Below are 15,441 nucleotides of genomic sequence, written 5' to 3'. Positions count from 1 at the left end.
TCTCCTCAGGGGCGACTGGCCAGGTCGGCCTGGTCTTCCTGCCAGTAGTTCTCCAGCTGCAGTTCCTTCAGCCCCTGGGCGACGAACTTGGGTTCGAGCAGCGTGTTGACGTCGACCTCGCCGCGAATCAGCTTGGCCTTCTGGCTGTAGGCGATGGCGTCGGCGTAGTGCTGGCGCAGGGCCTGGTCATACAGCGGGGTGAACTGGCCGACCCAGGACTCGCCCTCAACTTCGCGCTGCAGCACGCTGAGTGGTTGGCCGGATTGTGCCAGGTAGCCCTGGTAGGTCGTGCGATTGGCGTCCTGGGCGGTCCAGTGGGCGGCCTTCAGGTAGGCGGTGACTACCAGCTGGGTCAGCTCCGGCTGCTCGGTCACGAAGTCGCTGGCGCCCCAGAGTTCGGCGCGCATCTTCCAGTCGCGTGGTGCCTGTTTGCTGGACCAGACGATCTTGCCGACCTGCTTGTCTTCCAGCAGAAAGGCGTCGCTGAGGGTGAAGAATGCATCCACCCGCCCGGCGCTCAGCGCAGCGGCGCCGGCCTGCGGATTGAGGTTGAAGATGCGGAAGTCGGAGAAGCCGAGGCCATTGGCCTCCAGCAGCTTGGCGAACGACAGCTCCCAGGGGCGGCCGCGGTGCAGGGCGATGCGCTTGCCCTTGAGATCCTTGATCGAGGTGGCGCTGGAGCCGCTGGGCACCACCAGATAGACATTGTTGCCGCTGCCGCCGGGGGCGATCAGCTTGGTGGAGACGCCAGAGGCGTTGGCGATGATCGATGGCAGGTCGCCATAGAAGGCGAAGTCGATGCGTTTGTTGGCGAATTCCTCGTTGACGAAGGTGCCGACCGAGGCGGTGGCCGCCGGGACCCATTCCAGCTTGATGTTGCGCTTGGCCAGCTCCTGCTGCAGCCACTGGTCGCGATCCATCACATAGGCCGGGCCGTTGAAAGTGATCTTGCCGGCGTTGGCATAGGCCACGGTGGCGATGCGAATGCTCTGGGGCGGCTCTGCCGCGATGGCCTGGCTGGCCAGCAGGGCGGCCGGCAGCAGGGCCAGGCGGCGCAGCAGACGGGAGAGGGTAGGTGCTTGCATGGCGATATCCTCGCGAGAGCCCGCGGCGGCGAGGCCGCGGGCGGGGTGGGTCAGAAGTCGCTGGTCACCGAGACACCAACGGTGCGCGGGTCGCCGAACATCACCGCGGCGGTCTGGAAGCCGCCCGGCAAGGTGTGGTTGCGGTACTCCTTGTCGGTGAGGTTGTTGACGTAGGCGGTGACGCGGGTGGTCTCGCCCGGCAGCTCGTAGGTCACCCGGGCATTGCCCAGGGTGTAGCCGTCGGCGCGCATGTTGGCGCTCTGGTCGTTGGAGAAGAAGTACTGGCGGCTGCGGGTGTTCCAGTCGGTGCCGAGGATGATCGCGCCGCCGGCATTCAGCGGGATGCGATAGTCGGCGCCGAGCACGGCCGAGACATTGGGTGCGCGGACGAACTTGTTGCCGGAGAAGTCGTCGTTGCCCGAGGTGTAGTCGGTGAACTCGGTGTGCAGCAGGCCGAGGGCGAAGTTGATGTGCAGGTTCTCGACCGGAATCGCTTCCAGCTCGAACTCGGCGCCGTAGGCCTCGCCCTGGGCGCCGTTGGCCAGGCGCGAGACGGTCTGGTTGTTCACCGCGGTGACGATGTTGAGCTGGATGTCCTCGTAGTCGTAGTAGAACAGCGCGGCGTTGGCATTGAGGCGACCATCGAACCACTCGGACTTGAGGCCCAGCTCGTAGGAGGTCAGGTATTCCGGGTCGACCGTGGCGACGGTGGCCTGGTTGGTGACCCCGGCGTTGTAGCCGCCGGAGCGGAAGCCATAGGCGTAGCGGAAGTACACCCGGGCATTGTCGGACAGGCGATATTCCGGGGTCAGGTCGTAGGTCCAGTCGCTCCAGGTGTTGCTCTCGTCCTGCACGGCGTTGACCACCAGCGGCGTGCTGACGCTGCCGACGTGCCACCAGTCTTCATTGTTGAAACCGGCCTGGCCCTGGTTCTGCAGGCGCTGCAGGTCGATGTCCTTGGTCTCGCGGGTCCAGCGCAGGCCCGCGGTGAGGTTGAAGTCCTCGGTGAAGTTGTAGGTGGTGCTGCCGAACAGGGCGTAGCTCTCGGTGCCCTGGTTGAAGGCGGTGTTGTTGTAGAAGCGCGGGATGTAGCGATTGCTCAGCGAGGCGTTGGCGCTTTCCGAGTCCAGATCCTCGTCGAAGTAGTGGAAGCCCAGGACCCAGTTCAGGCGGTCCTCGCGCGGCGAGGCGAGGCGGAATTCCTGCGACCACTGCTTACTGTCGGCGTAGCTGTAGCCGCGCTGCAGTTCCAGCGGCGTGTTGTCGCTGTCGCTCAGGCCTTCGCGCTCGAAATGCTCGAAGGCGGTGATGGAGGTGAGCTCCAGGCTGCCCAGCTGCCAGACCAGGTTGAGGTTGGCGCCGGCCTGGTCGATGTTCACCTTGTAGTCGGCGTTGTAGTTGACCTCACCCTTCTTCGGGTCGATCGAGTAGCCGAACTGGTTGGTGCCGTTGGCGCGGGTGCCGTAGCTGACGGTGCTGTAGCCACCGGTGTCGTGGTAGCTGCGTGCATGCAGGTTCAGGTTGGCTTCCAGGTCGTCATTGATGCGTGCGAGGAACTGCAGGCGAGCGGCATCGTCTTCCAGGGCGCCCTGATCGTCGTCGTTGGCGAGATTCTCGTTGTAGCCGTCGCGGCCCTGATGGCGCAGCGACAGGCGGGCGGCCAGGCGGTCATCGACCAGTGCGTCGCTGACCGCGCCTTCCACCACGCGATCGGCGTAATCGCCGACGCCGACCTTGAAGTAGCCGGACGGATCGAAGGTGGGCTTGCGCGAGATGAAGTTGATCGCGCCGGCCGTGGTGTTCTTGCCCCACAGCGTGCCTTGTGGGCCACGCAGTACCTCCACCCGCTCCTGGTCGAACAGCGGGAAGCCGCTGGCGCTGATGTTGGCGATATACACGTCGTCGACGTAGATGCCCACCGGGCTGACGGTATTGGCCCCCTGGTCGCCAGTACCCAGGCCGCGAATCCACCAGCGCGGACGACCGTGGCCTTCGGTGGTGCCCGCCGAGGCGTTGGGAATGAAACGGGTGACTTCGTTGGCCGACTGCAACGAGGTGTCGCGCACCTTGTCGCCATTGAGCACGGAGATGGACGAGGGCACTTCCTGCACTGTCTCCTCGCGCTTCTGCGCGGTGACGGTGACCTTGGCCAGCGTCGGGGCGCTGTCGGCCTGCTGCTCGGCAGGCGTTTGTGGCTGCTGTGTGGTCTCGGCGGCATGGGCCGCGACCAGATGAAGGCCGGCCAGGCCCCCCAAGGCCCAGGCGATGGCAGTGGAAAGAGTGGTGCGCTTGAACATGTTGCCCCCAGTGACTGGCTTGTTTCCGGCATCGCGATGGCGATGCCGGGCGATCAGGTGTTGGCGGTGCCCATGCTCTTTTGCGGTGGTGGCTAGGCATCCGGCGGCTTGTGCAGGCCGCATTGCCCCTATCGCAACAACCGTACCGAGATGTGTTTATTGATTGTAACATGTTGATTAATAAGAATTTATTTGAATATCCAGGTGGCGAAGCAGCGGTTTTTTCCTACTGCCTGGCCAGCAACCGCTGCTGCTGGGTTGCTGCCCCAGCAGCAATTCTTCTTATATTCTATAAAAGAATAATCAAATGAATATTTATGATTATTTGTGCATAAATGAATTCCTGCACTATCGGCGCTCTGGCCATTAACGGATTCGCCGCCATGTCGCTGCTCACTCACCCTCAGGCTCGCGAACTGACCAAGTCGGTTCGCGCCACCGTGCTGGTGTTCAAGGACCCTCGTTCGCAGGAGTTGCTCAACCGTATCGAGCGCCTGGCACCTAGCGAGGCCAACGCACTGATCATCGGCGAGACGGGGACTGGCAAGGAGCTGGTGGCACGCCACATTCATCACCTGAGTCGGCGCGGCAAGGCACCATTCGTGGCGGTGAATTGCGGGGCCTTTCCGGAGACCCTGGTGGAAAGCGAGCTGTTCGGCCACGAGAAGGGTGCGTTCACCGGCGCCGCCACCAGCAAGGCCGGCTGGTTCGAGGCAGCCAACGGCGGCACCCTGTTTCTCGACGAGATCGGCGATCTGCCGTTGAACATGCAGGTCAAACTGCTGCGTGTCCTGCAGGAGCGCGAGGTGGTGCGGCTGGGCTCGCGTACCCCCATCCCGATCAACGTGCGTCTGGTCGCGGCGACCAACGTCAACCTGGCGGATGCCGTAGTGGCAGGGCACTTTCGCGAGGACCTGTTTTACCGTCTGCACGTGGCGACCATCCGCCTGCCGCCGCTGCGCGAGCGGCCGGGCGATATCCTGCCGCTGGCCGAGTTCTTCGTGAACGAGCATTGCCAGCGTCTCGGCTACCAGCGCGCCTCGCTGAGCCCTGAGGCCGAGCGCAAGCTGCTGCTGCACAGCTGGCCGGGCAACATCCGCGAGCTGGAGAACGCGATCCATCACGCGTTGCTGGTATGCCGGAATCAGCAGGTGCAGCCGAACGATCTGCAACTGGTCGAGCTGCGTCCCTCAATCGAGCGCCACGAATTGCCAGCTGCTTCCGGTGCGGTGGCCGAGGCCAGCCTGGAAGCCGCGCTATACGCGCTATACGAGAAGAACCTGCCGGACCTTTACGAACACATCGAGGAGGCGATCTTCCGCAGCGCCTACCACTTCTGCCAAGGCAACCAGTTGCAGACCGGCCGCCTGCTCGGGATCAGTCGCAATATCGTGCGTGCTCGTCTGGAGAAGATCGGCGAGCTGGCAGCGTCTGCGCGCTCGGGCTTGCCCTTGCACTAGCCATCGCCCGAGGCGACAGCGCTGCCACGTGGAGAGGGCAGCGAGCTCAGTTGGGCGCGTTGAGCGGGTCGCCCTCATCGGGCTGGCTGGGTTGCTCGATGCCGGGGTCGTTCGGGTCTCGCCAATCTTCGGGGCGCCGCTCGTCCGGTGATTGCTCCGCGCCTTCGTCGGGGTAGATCCCCGGCTCGATGGGGGGCACAGGGTCCTGTGGGTCATCGGCGCCCATGGGGTTGGCGTACTGGATCTGGGTCATGATTCACCTCCCAGGCCGGGATGGCCTGTAGGGTTTCGATGACGCCGTGCGGCGCGCGGTTCAGGCAATCGGTGGGCGGTCATGTCCGGGGCTCAGGCACGAAGCGGCATGGGCTGCGCTGGGTCGAACGCCAGGGTCTGGCCGTCCTCGGGAATCAGCAGCCTGTCGTCCACCCCCGCACTGCGCGCCGCGCCGGCCAGAGCCGTTCTGCTGACCGGGCAATGGCTGATGGCTTCCAGATGGTTGGCCACCACCGTGCCCTCGGCCAGCCGGGTGAACTCGATAACCTCCTCCAGCCCCATGATGATGTCGCCACCGAGATCGAAGCGCGCGCCGCCCGCGGGAACCACGCTGATCTGGGGCTGATGGCGCAGGACGAACTCGCGCACGGTCGGCGTCAGGATGGTGTCGCCGGCCAGGTAGAGGCTCGGCTCGTCGGGCAGCTCGATCAGGTAGCCGACGCCATGCTCCATGAGCTTGCCCACCAGTCCCAGGCCGTGGGTACAGGCGACCGTGCGGATGCTGCCGCCGAGGAAGGGGCTCGGCTGGGCGTGCTGCTGCCGCAGCGGCTGGACGTTCAGGCCCAGCCGCGCGAGATGCGGCGCGTCGTGGGGCGTGCAGATCACGGGAGTCTGCCGCTCGCGCAGCCAGCGCGTGCCGGCGCGATCCAGGTGGTCGAAGTGGCCGCGCTGGCAGTGGGTGATCAGGCAGTGAGTGACCGACTCGAGCGCGGCGCCGGAGCCCGCCGGCAGCTCGACCAGCGGGTTGCGTTGCCGCGCACCGAACAGGCGCAGCGGCGGCAGCGCGTCCTTGGCGGCCAGCATAGGGTCGACGAGGACGCGGTGCTGGCCGAGTTGAAGAATGATGGTGGCGTTGCGGATCTGCTGGATATTCATCATGTGCCCCTCTGGGTGGTGGGCTCTATGGTGCCGAGCGGGGCGCATCGCCATAATGGCAGGAATAGACATATTCAGTTCCTTTCAAGCCATGCCTTCCTATCCGAAACCAACCATGCGCATCGGCCTCCTGCTGTTTCCCCACTGCATGCCCGCCGGGCTGTTTGCCTTTGCCGATCTTCTGCATGCGGCCAACCGGCGGACCGGGCGCGGGTTGTTCGAGGCCAGCTATGTGGCGTTGCAGGCGGGGCCGGTCGAGTGTGCCCACGGCGTCACCCTGCAGGCGACGGCGTCCCTCGCCGAGCGCGAGCTCGACGCCCTGCTGATCCCCGGCTTCTGGGCGGAATCGGCGCAGCAGGTGGAGGAGGTGCTGGCCGGACACGCGCCGCTGGTGCGCGCGCTATCGATGGGCAGTCGGCGCCTGCAGCTGTGGAGCTATTGCACGGGCGTCGGCCTGCTGGCGGCCAGCGGCCGTCTGGATGGGCAGCCGGCCACGGTGACCTGGTGGCTGGCGGAGACGCTGCGCCAGCGTTTTCCCAGGGTGCAATGGCGGAGCGAGCAGAACTGCGTGTTCAACGCGAACACCGTCACGGCGTCGGGAGTGAATGGCTACCTGCCGATTGCCCAGGCGCTGATCGAGCGCAGCGTCAGCGCCGAGGTCGTCCGTGATCTCACCAGGCTCATGGTGCTGCCGCGCCCGGTAGTGCCGCATCCTGCGTTTCAGGGAATGAGCCTGATGGAGCAGCCCGGCAAGCTGCTGCGCCAGCTGCATGCCCTGGTCGAGCAGCTGCCGGCCGAGCAGATCACCGTGGCGGCGCTGGCGGGCCGGCTGGGCATGTCGGAGCGCACGCTGGCGCGCAAGGTGCTGGCCGAGACCGGTGAGGCGGTGGCGAGCTACGCCCGGCGGATCAAGCTGAACCAGGTCAGCGAGCGCCTCATGCTGACGGCGGCGTCCGCCAGCACCATCAGCGCTGAGCTGGGCTTCAGCAGCGATTCCAACATGCGGCGCATGTTCAAGGAGCTGACCGGGCTGACGCCGGCCGAGTACCGCCAGCGCTTCGCGCGGCTCTAGCAGGCCGCATGAGGGCGGCTAGCGGTAATGCGCCAGCCTGGCTTGCCAGGCCGGCGTCTGCTGCAGCTGGCCGATCACCCGATTCAGGTCAGGCAGCAGCCTGGCATGGCTCGCCGGCACCAGCAGGTAGCGCTGGTAGCTGCGCAGCGGCGGCTGGTCGATGTACAGCTGGCGGCGCAGCCCGTGTTGCTCATGCAGATAGAACTCCAGGGTGCGCCTGCCGATAACCGCGGCATCTATCCAGTTGCGTTGCAGTCTGAGCAGGTTGACGCTCTCGCTGACGCCGTCCTCGCGCTGAATCCGCTTGCCCTCGAACAGCTCGGCCAGCTCCGGGTAGCGATGGCCGCTGATCACGCCCAGGCGACGACCGTCCAGGTTCTCCGCGGAGAGCTTGCTCACCTGGCCCTCGTTGCGCGAGACCAGCATGTTGGCGTCATCGATGAACGCGTCGCTCCACAGATGGCGCTGCGCATCGGTAAACCAGGCGGGATTGGTGCCCAGCACGATGCCGTCCAGTCGATCCTTGGCCAGCAGGTAGTCCAGACGCTTGCGTGGAATCTGGCGGATGACGAAATGGTATTGCGGCAGCTCGGCGTTCAGCCGTTCGGCCAGATCGAAGTACAGGCCCTCGCGGCGCTTGCTGTCGATGATGTAGGGCGGCTTCTGCTGATAGCTGAACAGTGTGATCTCTTCGGCGGCATAGGCCGAGGTACAGAGGGACCAGAGGCTCAGCAGGAGAAAGCCGAGTATCCAGTGCCAGCCGGGCGTGTTCCGCCTCATCGATTGTTCTCCCTGTGCTCGCATCCAGGCGTGACCCTGCAAATGTAAAGCTGTCCCCGGACGGTTTGCCTGATTGGCTTCTGCCGGCACGTGAGTGACGAGTGGGTTAAACAGCTGACTACGCCGACCGCCGAAGAATTCCCTTGGGGCGCCTGCTTCGGACTGAAGGTGCTGCCGATCCGCTCGGTGGCATGCGCTTGTGGCGATGAGAAATGGCGAGATGTGGAAAGAAAAAGGGCCGCATAAGCGGCCCTTCATTGGTGCTGGCGTGAGCCTCAGGCCGGTTCCTGCGTTTCCTCGCCGCGTTCCAGCGCCACCTGGCGGATGGACAGGCGGATCTCCGCCGGCAGCACGCGCTTGGCCGCGCCTTCCACCAGTTCCGCCAGCTGCGGATGGTGACTGAGCTTGCCTTCGCCGTTCTGGCGCAGCACGCCCTGGTCCAGCAGGGTCTGGATGAAGTGGCGGAACAGGCTCTTGTCGAAGAATTCCGGGGCGTTGAGGCCATGCAGGATCGACAGGCGCTGGGCCATGACCACGCAGAGGTTCTCCAGCTCCTCCGCGCTCAGGGCGTACTGGCCGGCATTGAGCAACAGGGCGGTGGCCATGTAGAAGCGCTGCAGGGTCTGCACGATGGCGCGGGCCAGCAGGGTGAGCAGGACGAACTGGCGCGAGCTGGGCGCCGGGCGGATGAACATGTCGTCCTCGCGGCGCAGCAGGCCCTGTTCGACGAAGGCCTCCAGCCACTGGTCGACCACGCCTTCCAGCTCGTCCACGGACCAGCGGATGAACAGCTCCGACTGCAGGTACGGATACAGCGCGGTGCAGTAGCGCAGGATCTGCTCGCGACTCATGCGCGAGCTGCTGAGGAAGAAGCTGGCCAGCAGGGCGGGCAGGGCGAACACGTGCAGCACGTTGTTGCGGTAGTAGGTCATCAGGACGGCGTTCTGCTCGTCCAGATAGAGGATCTTGCCCAGGGCGTCCTTCTGTTCGGCCAGCAGGTCCATGCTCTGCACGTAGCGGATCAGATCCTGGCCATCGCCTTCCGGCAGGGTGGCGTGGGGCGAGTAGGGCACCTTGCGCAGCAGCGCCAGGTACAGGTCGAGCACACGGGCCAGGGCCTTCTCGTCCAGGGCCAGCTTGCTGGTGGAGAGCAGGGCCAGGCCGACCAGGTTGACCGGGTTGATCGCCGCCGCCTCGTTGAGGTGCTGCGCGACGCGCTCGCCGAGGCGGTTGGTGGTGCGGTTCAGCCACTCGGGGCGGTACTGGTCGCCGTAGTCCTGGGTGCGCCAGTCCGGCTGCTCGTGGTCGAGGAATTCGGCCAGCTTGATCGGCTCGCCGAAGTTGACCCGCACGCTGCCGAAGCGCTGGCGGCGAATGGCGCCGATGACCTTGAAGATGTCGAAGATCGATTCCTTCTTCTTCACTGCGCCGCGCAGCTCGCCCAGGTAGGTGCGGCCTTCGAGCACGCGTTCGTAGCCGATGTAGACCGGTACGAAGGCGATCGGCAGGCGGTTCGAGCGCAGGAAGCTGCGCAGGGTGATGGCCAGCATGCCGGTCTTCGGCTGCAGGGTGCGGCCGGTACGCGAGCGGCCGCCCTCGACGAAGTACTCGACCGGGAAGCCCTTGCTGAACAGGGTATGCAGGTATTCGTTGAACACCGCCGTGTACAGCGGGTTGCCCTTGAAGGTGCGGCGCATGAAGAAGGCGCCGCCACGGCGCAGGATGCCACCCACGACCGGCATATTGAGGTTGATGCCGGCGGCGATATGCGGCGGCGTCAGGCCGTTGCGGAACAGCAGGTAGGACAGCAGCAGGTAGTCGATGTGGCTGCGGTGGCAGGGCACGTAGATGATCTCGTGACCGTGGGCGATGTCGCGCACCGCCTCCAGGTGGTTGACCTGGATGCCCTCGTACAGCTTGTTCCAGAACCAGCTGAGCACCGTCTCGAGGAAGCGGATGGCGGTGTAGGTGTAGTCCGAGGCGATCTCGTTGCCGTAGCGCAGGGCCTGGGCCTCGGCCTTCTCCTGGCTGATCTTCTCGCGTTCCATCTCCTCGCGGATCGCCTGGCGCACCAGCGGGCCGTGGATCAGGCCTTTCACCAGGTTGCGCCGGTGCGACACGTCCGGGCCGATCACCGTGGTCTTCAGGTTGCGGAAGTGCACGCGCAGGATGCGCTGGACCATGCGCTGGGTGCGCTCGCCGCCCTTGTTCTGGTCGAGCAGTTCGCGCAGGTGGATCGGTGCGGAGAACTGCACGCGGGTCTTGCGCCCGAGGATCAGGATGCTGACCAGCTTGCGCAGGCGCCCGGTGACGGCCCAGGTGTCGGCGAACAGCAGCTTCCACGGGCTGGTCTCGCGATCCGGTGACTGGCCCCAGAACACGCTGACCGGAACGATCTGCGCGTCATCCAGGGCGTTGCTGTCGAGGCCGGCGAGGATGCGCTGCAGGGTCGGCGGGGTCCCGCGCTTGTCGTGGCCGCCGAACCAGCTGGGCGAGCGGGTCAGGTAGAAGAAACCGGCCGGCTCCAGCTGGTCGCCGAGCGCCACCGGCAATACCGGGCGCGGCAGGCCGGCCTTGCTGCATTCCGTATCGACCACCGTCAGATCCGCCGCCGAGGGCTGCTGCAGCACGTAGAACACCGGCTTGCTGCGATCCAGGCGCAGGTTAAAGGACGACTGGTTGATGGTTTCCGAGCGTACCCAGAGGTACAGCAGGCGGCGCAGGGCACCAAAGGCGAGGCGGTGAAGCGGGGAGCGGGTCATACGAGGGCGACTGTGAAAACGAGCAAGCGCTCGGGGCGGCTAGTGTGCCGTATTCGGTGGGCGGCGGCAAAAAGCCCTGCAGGTACAAGTGTTCACCGGAGCGCCGCGAATTTCCTGGCCTGCAGGCCGCCCTGCAACTTTTCCTAATGGCCGTTGTCTTGCCTTGCCGCGGGTCGACTTTTATAGTCCGCCAGCGTTTGCAAAGGCCCCCGAGGTCAGCATGGCCCGGGGCTTATCCCGTAGGGACAAGAGCCATGATCGAAATAAAAAATCTAACCAAGCGTTTTGCCCAACATACGGCCGTCGATGGCCTCAGCTTTCAGGTCCAGCAGGGGGAAGTGCTGGGCTTTCTCGGCCCCAACGGCGCCGGTAAATCCACCACCATGAAGATGCTCACCGGGTTCCTGGCGCCGACCTCCGGCACGGCCAGCATTCTCGGCTTCGACATCCAGCGCGACACCCTCAAGGCCCAGCAGCAGATCGGCTACCTGCCCGAAGGCGCGCCCTGCTATGGCGACATGACGGTGCGCGGCTTCCTCGAATTCATCGCCGAGGTTCGCGGTTATCGCGGCGCCGAGAAGAAGCAGCGGGTGCTGCGCGCGGTGGCCCAGGTGGAGCTGGACAAGGTGCTGGAGCAGAGCATCGAGACCCTGTCCAAGGGCTTCAAGCGCCGTGTCGGCCTGGCCCAGGCGATCCTCCATGATCCCAAGGTGCTGATCCTCGACGAGCCCACCGACGGCCTCGACCCCAACCAGAAGCACCAGGTGCGCCAGCTGATCCAGAGCCTGGCCAAGGACAAGATCGTGATCATCTCCACCCACATCCTCGAAGAGGTGTCGGCGGTGTGCACCCGCGCCGTGGTGATCGCCGCCGGCAAGGTGGTGGCCGACGGCACGCCGCTGGAGCTGGAGAGCCGCTCGCGCTACCACCAGGCGGTGACCCTGGTCGCCGAAGGCGACTTGGATCGCCAGGCCCTGGCCGCGCTGCCGGGGGTGATTGCCGTGGAAGACAACGCCGAGGGCAGCCTGACCCTGGTGGCCGCGCCTGGCCAGGTGATCTTCCCGCAGATCAATGAACTGATCCGCCAGCGCGGCTGGCAAGTGACGGAGCTGGACGTGGAACGCGGCCGGCTCGATGAAGTGTTCCGCAGCCTGACCCGGGGAGAGGCGGCATGAAGCAGTTGCCCGTGATCTTCAAGCGCGAGCTGGCCAGCTATTTCGCCACGCCGCTCGCCTATGTGTTCATCCTGATCTTCCTGGTGCTGTCCGGGGTCTTCACCTTCTACCTCGGCGGCTTCTACGAGAGCGGCCAGGCGGACCTGTCGCCGTTCTTCAACTTCCACCCCTGGCTGTACCTGTTCCTGGTGCCGGCCATCGCCATGCGCCTGTGGGCCGAGGAGCGCAAGTCCGGCTCCATCGAACTGCTGATGACCCTGCCGATCACCCGCGCCGAGGCGGTGCTGGGCAAGTTCCTCGCCGCCTGGGTGTTCGCCGGCATCGCCCTGCTGCTGACCTTCCCGATGATCATCACGGTCAACTACCTGGGCGAGCCGGACAACGGCGCGATCTTCACCGGCTACTTCGGCAGCTGGCTGCTGGCCGGTTCCTACCTGGCCATCGGCTCGTGCATGTCGGCCCTGGCGAAGAACCAGGTGATCGCCTTCATCCTCGCCGTCAGCGCCTGCTTCCTGTTCATCGTCAGCGGTTTCCCGATGGTGCTCGATGCACTGGCCTGGGCGCCGCAGTGGGCCGTCGACGCGGTCGCCTCGCTGTCCTTCCTGACCCGCTTCGACGCGATCAGCAAGGGCGTGATCGACCTGCGTGACCTGCTCTATTTCATCACCCTGATGGGCGCCTGGCTGGCTGCCACCGCCATCGTGGTCGATCTGAAGAAGGCTGACTGACCATGAAGAAACTGATGTATTCCGGCGCCGGCCTGCTGCTGATCGCCGTGGCCTTCCTGGCCTTCAACATGCTCTCGGCCCTGGGCCTGGGCAACGTGCGCCTGGACCTGACCGAGCAGAAGCTCTACACCATCTCCGAAGGCACCGAGCGCATCCTTGGCGAGCTGGAAGAGCCGATCAACCTGTACTTCTTCTACTCCGACAAGTCCGCCCGCGACCTGGCCGTGCTGCGCAATTACGCGGTGCGCGTGGAGGAGATGCTCAAGGCCTACGAGCGTGCGGCCAACGGCAAGATCAAGCTGCACATCATCGACCCCGAGCCGTTCTCCGAGGACGAGGACAAGGCCGCCGGCTTCGGCCTGCAGGCCGTGCCGGCGAACCAGAGCGGCGAGCAGATCTACTTCGGCCTGGCCGGCACCAACGCGGTGGACGACAAGCAGGTCATCCCGTTCTTCCCGCTGGACCAGGAGGAGTTTCTCGAATACCAGCTGAGCCAGCTGGTGCAGGGCCTGGCCAAGCCGGAGCGGCCGGTGGTCGGCCTGCTCTCCGGGCTGCAGCTCAACGGTGGCTTCGACATGATGGCGCGCCAGCCGATGGCGCCCTGGATGGTGATGGAGGAAGTGCGCCAGCTGTTCAAGATCGACAGCCTCAAGGCCGGCATCGACAAGATCCCGGACCAGGTCTCGGTGCTGTTGCTGGTGCACCCGAAGAACCTGCCGCAGCCGACCCTGTACGCCATCGATCAGTTCGTCCTGCGCGGCGGCAAGCTGCTGGTGTTCGTCGACCCGCTCAGCGAGGCGGACAACGCGCCGCCGATGATGCCGGGCGATGACGAAGGCAAGGCCTCCGACCTGGAGCCGCTGTTCAAGGCCTGGGGCCTGCGCATGGTGCCGGGCAAGGTACTCGGCGACGGCTCCTACGCGCTGTCCGTGAGCATGGGCCAGGGCCAGCGTCCGGCGCGCCATGCCGCCTGGCTGGCGCTGCCGAAGCGGGCGATGAACCAGGACGACGTGGCCACCTCCAGCCTGGAAAGCCTGAACATCGCCACCGCCGGTATCCTCGAGCCGGTCGAGGGCGCCAAGACCCAGTTCGTGCCGCTGCTGCAGAGCTCGGAATACGCCATGCCGTTCGACGCCGCGCGCTTCGCCGCCCTGGGCAACCCGGAGGAGCTGATCCGCGACCTCGAGCCGACCGGCGAGCGCTACGCCATCGCCGCGCGCATCAGCGGCCCGGCGCAGTCGGCCTATCCCAACGGCATCGAAGGGCAGAAGGATGGCCTGAAGTCAGCGGACAACATCAACGTGATCGCCGTGGCCGATACCGATCTGCTCACCGACCGCATGTGGGTGCAGGTGCAGGACTTCTTCGGCCAGCGCGTGCCGCAGCCGTTCGCCGATAACGCCGGTTTCGCCATCAACGCGCTGGACAACCTGTCCGGCAGCGATGCGCTGATCAGCGTGCGTTCGCGTGGTCGCTTCAGCCGTCCGTTCGAGGTGGTCGAGGCCCTGCAGCGCGACGCCGAGGCGCAGTTCCGGGTCAAGGAAGAGGACCTGCAGAAGCGCCTGGCCGAGACCGACCAGAAGCTCGCCTCGCTGCAGCAGCAGGACCCGAGCAAGCCTCTGGAGCTGACCCCCGAGCAGCAGGCCACGGTGCAGCAGTTCATTGCCGAGAAGCTGCGCATCCGCAAGGAGCTGCGTGAGGTGCGCTTCCAGCTGAACGCGCAGATCGAGGACCTCGGCCGCACCCTCAAGCTGGTCAACATCCTCGCCGTGCCGCTGCTGCTGACCCTCGGCGTGCTGGCCCTGTGGCTGTGGCGCCGGCGCAAGGCCGCGTGACCCGTGGAAGGGGAGAGGGCCTGGCCCTTTCCCCTTCGCTCTCCCTTTCCCATTCCCATTCACCGACTCCTTGATCGAGGAGAACAGCCTATGAGTCGCAAAACCCTGTTCGTGCTGGGCGTGCTGGCGCTCGCCCTGGTAGCCGGCTGGTACTTCACCAGCCAGGTACAGAAACCCCGTGCGTCCGTGCAGGCCGAGGCCTGGTTGCCGGGGCTGCAGGCACCGCAGGTCGAAGCCATCGAGATCCAGCGCGTCGGCCAGCCGCTGGTGCGTCTGCAGCGTCGCGAGTCGGGCTGGGTGTTGCCGGACAAGGCCGATTACCCGGCCGATCAGGCCGCAGCGAACAAGCTGCTGAAGGCGCTGACCGAGGCACGCAAGGTCGAGCCGCGCACGGCCAATCCCGAGTTGTACGGGCGTCTAGGCCTGGCCGACAAGGGCGACCCCGAGCAGCAGGGCGTGCGTGTCACCCTGCAGGCGGCGGGCCAGCCGCCGCTGCCGTTGCTGATCGGCAAACCCGGTCAGCAGTCCGGGCAACTGGTGCGCCGCGCCGACGAGGCGCAGAGCTGGCTGGTCAGCCAGCGCATCGAGCTGCCGGCCACCGAACTGGAGTGGCTGGATCGCCGCGTCACCGCAGTGCCGTTCAGTGCGGTGCGTGAACTGGATCTGCAACATGCCTCCGGCGAGCACCTGAGCCTGGTCCGCGACAAGCCCGAGGATGGCAGTCTGCAGCCGCGCGAACTGCCCAAGGGCAAGCGCCTGGCCTTCGAGGGTGCCGCCAACGGCATGGGCCAGTTCTTCGCCGACCTGCGTTTCGCCGATGCCGCGCCGCTGGCGCAGCTGACCTTCGAGGGCAAGCCGACGCTGCAATTCAGCCTCACCACCTTCGCCGGCAAGACCCTCAAGGGCCGTCTGTATGGCAAGGCCGATCAGCACTGGCTGTTGCTGGAAAAGGGCAGCGACCTCGCGCCCGAGGAACTGTTCGGACGTAGCGACTGGGCCTATCGGCTAGAGGCTTACCAGTACCAGAGCCTGGCCAGAAAGCTGACCGATCTGCTCGCCGCGGATTGATCGAAAAAGCGCTGCAGGCCAGGTTTCACG

12 protein-coding genes are annotated in these 15,441 nt (G+C 65.6%); 6 read left to right on the top strand and 6 right to left on the bottom strand.

What is annotated here, in order from left to right; genetic code table 11:
• Window positions 1-5: 5 nt before the first annotated feature.
• Together OH686_RS06525 and OH686_RS06520 are read right to left on the bottom strand one after the other, a co-directional pair.
• Window positions 6-1,085 carry an ABC transporter substrate-binding protein gene (locus OH686_RS06525; protein WP_289536984.1) on the bottom strand — a complete coding sequence of 360 codons (1,080 nt, stop codon included), beginning with the start codon at window positions 1,083-1,085 and terminating at the stop codon, window positions 6-8.
• A gap of 50 nt (window positions 1,086-1,135) precedes the next feature.
• Window positions 1,136-3,382 carry a TonB-dependent receptor gene (locus tag OH686_RS06520; protein WP_289536983.1) on the bottom strand — a complete coding sequence of 749 codons (2,247 nt, stop codon included), beginning with the start codon at window positions 3,380-3,382 and terminating at the stop codon, window positions 1,136-1,138.
• Window positions 3,383-3,765: 383 nt separating this feature from the next.
• Between OH686_RS06520 and OH686_RS06515 the strand changes: the two genes are divergently transcribed.
• Complete coding sequence (locus OH686_RS06515; protein WP_137974298.1) at window positions 3,766-4,842, top strand: sigma-54 interaction domain-containing protein; 1,077 nt, start codon at window positions 3,766-3,768, stop codon at window positions 4,840-4,842.
• A gap of 46 nt (window positions 4,843-4,888) precedes the next feature.
• Here the strand turns inward: OH686_RS06515 and OH686_RS06510 are convergent, their stop codons facing one another.
• Both OH686_RS06510 and OH686_RS06505 read right to left on the bottom strand, forming a co-directional pair.
• Complete coding sequence (locus tag OH686_RS06510; RefSeq protein ID WP_289536981.1) at window positions 4,889-5,095, bottom strand: hypothetical protein; 207 nt, start codon at window positions 5,093-5,095, stop codon at window positions 4,889-4,891.
• Between the two features lie 92 nt (window positions 5,096-5,187).
• Entirely contained in the window at window positions 5,188-5,991 is an 804-nt protein-coding gene (locus OH686_RS06505; RefSeq protein WP_354005290.1) for an MBL fold metallo-hydrolase, read from the bottom strand.
• Between the two features lie 115 nt (window positions 5,992-6,106).
• Between OH686_RS06505 and OH686_RS06500 the strand changes: the two genes are divergently transcribed.
• The gene (locus tag OH686_RS06500; RefSeq protein WP_289536977.1) at window positions 6,107-7,063 is read left to right on the top strand and encodes a GlxA family transcriptional regulator; all 957 of its coding nucleotides are present in this window, start codon (window positions 6,107-6,109) and stop codon (window positions 7,061-7,063) included.
• An 18-nt stretch (window positions 7,064-7,081) separates the two neighbouring features.
• Here OH686_RS06500 and OH686_RS06495 read toward each other — a convergent pair whose 3' ends face one another.
• Complete coding sequence (locus tag OH686_RS06495) at window positions 7,082-7,843, bottom strand: substrate-binding periplasmic protein (RefSeq protein ID WP_289536975.1); 762 nt, start codon at window positions 7,841-7,843, stop codon at window positions 7,082-7,084.
• Between the two features lie 275 nt (window positions 7,844-8,118).
• A complete protein-coding gene (gene plsB, locus OH686_RS06490) occupies window positions 8,119-10,605 on the bottom strand; it encodes a glycerol-3-phosphate 1-O-acyltransferase PlsB (protein ID WP_289536973.1) in 2,487 nt (828 codons plus the stop codon).
• A 254-nt stretch (window positions 10,606-10,859) separates the two neighbouring features.
• Between plsB and OH686_RS06485 the strand changes: the two genes are divergently transcribed.
• The 4 genes from OH686_RS06485 (at window position 10,860) to OH686_RS06470 (ending at window position 15,411) form a co-directional block, all read left to right on the top strand.
• Window positions 10,860-11,780, top strand: a complete 921-nt coding sequence (locus tag OH686_RS06485) for an ABC transporter ATP-binding protein (protein ID WP_289536971.1) — start codon at window positions 10,860-10,862, stop codon at window positions 11,778-11,780.
• Complete coding sequence (locus tag OH686_RS06480; RefSeq protein ID WP_192316304.1) at window positions 11,777-12,508, top strand: ABC transporter permease subunit; 732 nt, start codon at window positions 11,777-11,779, stop codon at window positions 12,506-12,508. Before OH686_RS06485 ends, OH686_RS06480 begins: the two co-directional genes overlap by 4 nt.
• A 2-nt stretch (window positions 12,509-12,510) precedes the next feature.
• Window positions 12,511-14,343, top strand: coding sequence for a GldG family protein (locus OH686_RS06475; RefSeq protein ID WP_289536966.1), 1,833 nt, complete (start codon window positions 12,511-12,513; stop codon window positions 14,341-14,343).
• Between the two features lie 90 nt (window positions 14,344-14,433).
• Window positions 14,434-15,411 (top strand): DUF4340 domain-containing protein, encoded by a 978-nt coding sequence (locus tag OH686_RS06470; protein WP_289536963.1) that lies wholly within the window; start codon window positions 14,434-14,436, stop codon window positions 15,409-15,411.
• Window positions 15,412-15,441: the final 30 nt, after the last annotated feature.

It is taken from the genome of Pseudomonas sp. SO81 (genome assembly GCF_030374125.1).
Taxonomy (GTDB): Bacteria; Pseudomonadota; Gammaproteobacteria; order Pseudomonadales; family Pseudomonadaceae; genus Aquipseudomonas.
The sequence above is the reverse complement of the archived record's forward strand: the minus strand, read 5'-3'. Positions and strand labels throughout refer to the sequence as shown.

Excerpts from the sequence above, each read along its gene's own strand:
- OH686_RS06525 (WP_289536984.1), bottom strand. The coding sequence starts at position 1,085 with ATGCAAGCACCTACCCTCTCCCGTCTGCTGCGCCGCCTGGCCCTGCTG.
- OH686_RS06520 (WP_289536983.1), bottom strand. The coding sequence starts at position 3,382 with ATGTTCAAGCGCACCACTCTTTCCACTGCCATCGCCTGGGCCTTGGGG.
- OH686_RS06515 (WP_137974298.1), top strand. The coding sequence starts at position 3,766 with ATGTCGCTGCTCACTCACCCTCAGGCTCGCGAACTGACCAAGTCGGTT.
- OH686_RS06510 (WP_289536981.1), bottom strand. The coding sequence starts at position 5,095 with ATGACCCAGATCCAGTACGCCAACCCCATGGGCGCCGATGACCCACAG.
- OH686_RS06505 (WP_354005290.1), bottom strand. The coding sequence starts at position 5,991 with ATGAATATCCAGCAGATCCGCAACGCCACCATCATTCTTCAACTCGGC.
- OH686_RS06500 (WP_289536977.1), top strand. The coding sequence starts at position 6,107 with ATGCGCATCGGCCTCCTGCTGTTTCCCCACTGCATGCCCGCCGGGCTG.
- OH686_RS06495 (WP_289536975.1), bottom strand. The coding sequence starts at position 7,843 with ATGAGGCGGAACACGCCCGGCTGGCACTGGATACTCGGCTTTCTCCTG.
- plsB (WP_289536973.1), bottom strand. The coding sequence starts at position 10,605 with ATGACCCGCTCCCCGCTTCACCGCCTCGCCTTTGGTGCCCTGCGCCGC.
- OH686_RS06485 (WP_289536971.1), top strand. The coding sequence starts at position 10,860 with ATGATCGAAATAAAAAATCTAACCAAGCGTTTTGCCCAACATACGGCC.
- OH686_RS06480 (WP_192316304.1), top strand. The coding sequence starts at position 11,777 with ATGAAGCAGTTGCCCGTGATCTTCAAGCGCGAGCTGGCCAGCTATTTC.
- OH686_RS06475 (WP_289536966.1), top strand. The coding sequence starts at position 12,511 with ATGAAGAAACTGATGTATTCCGGCGCCGGCCTGCTGCTGATCGCCGTG.
- OH686_RS06470 (WP_289536963.1), top strand. The coding sequence starts at position 14,434 with ATGAGTCGCAAAACCCTGTTCGTGCTGGGCGTGCTGGCGCTCGCCCTG.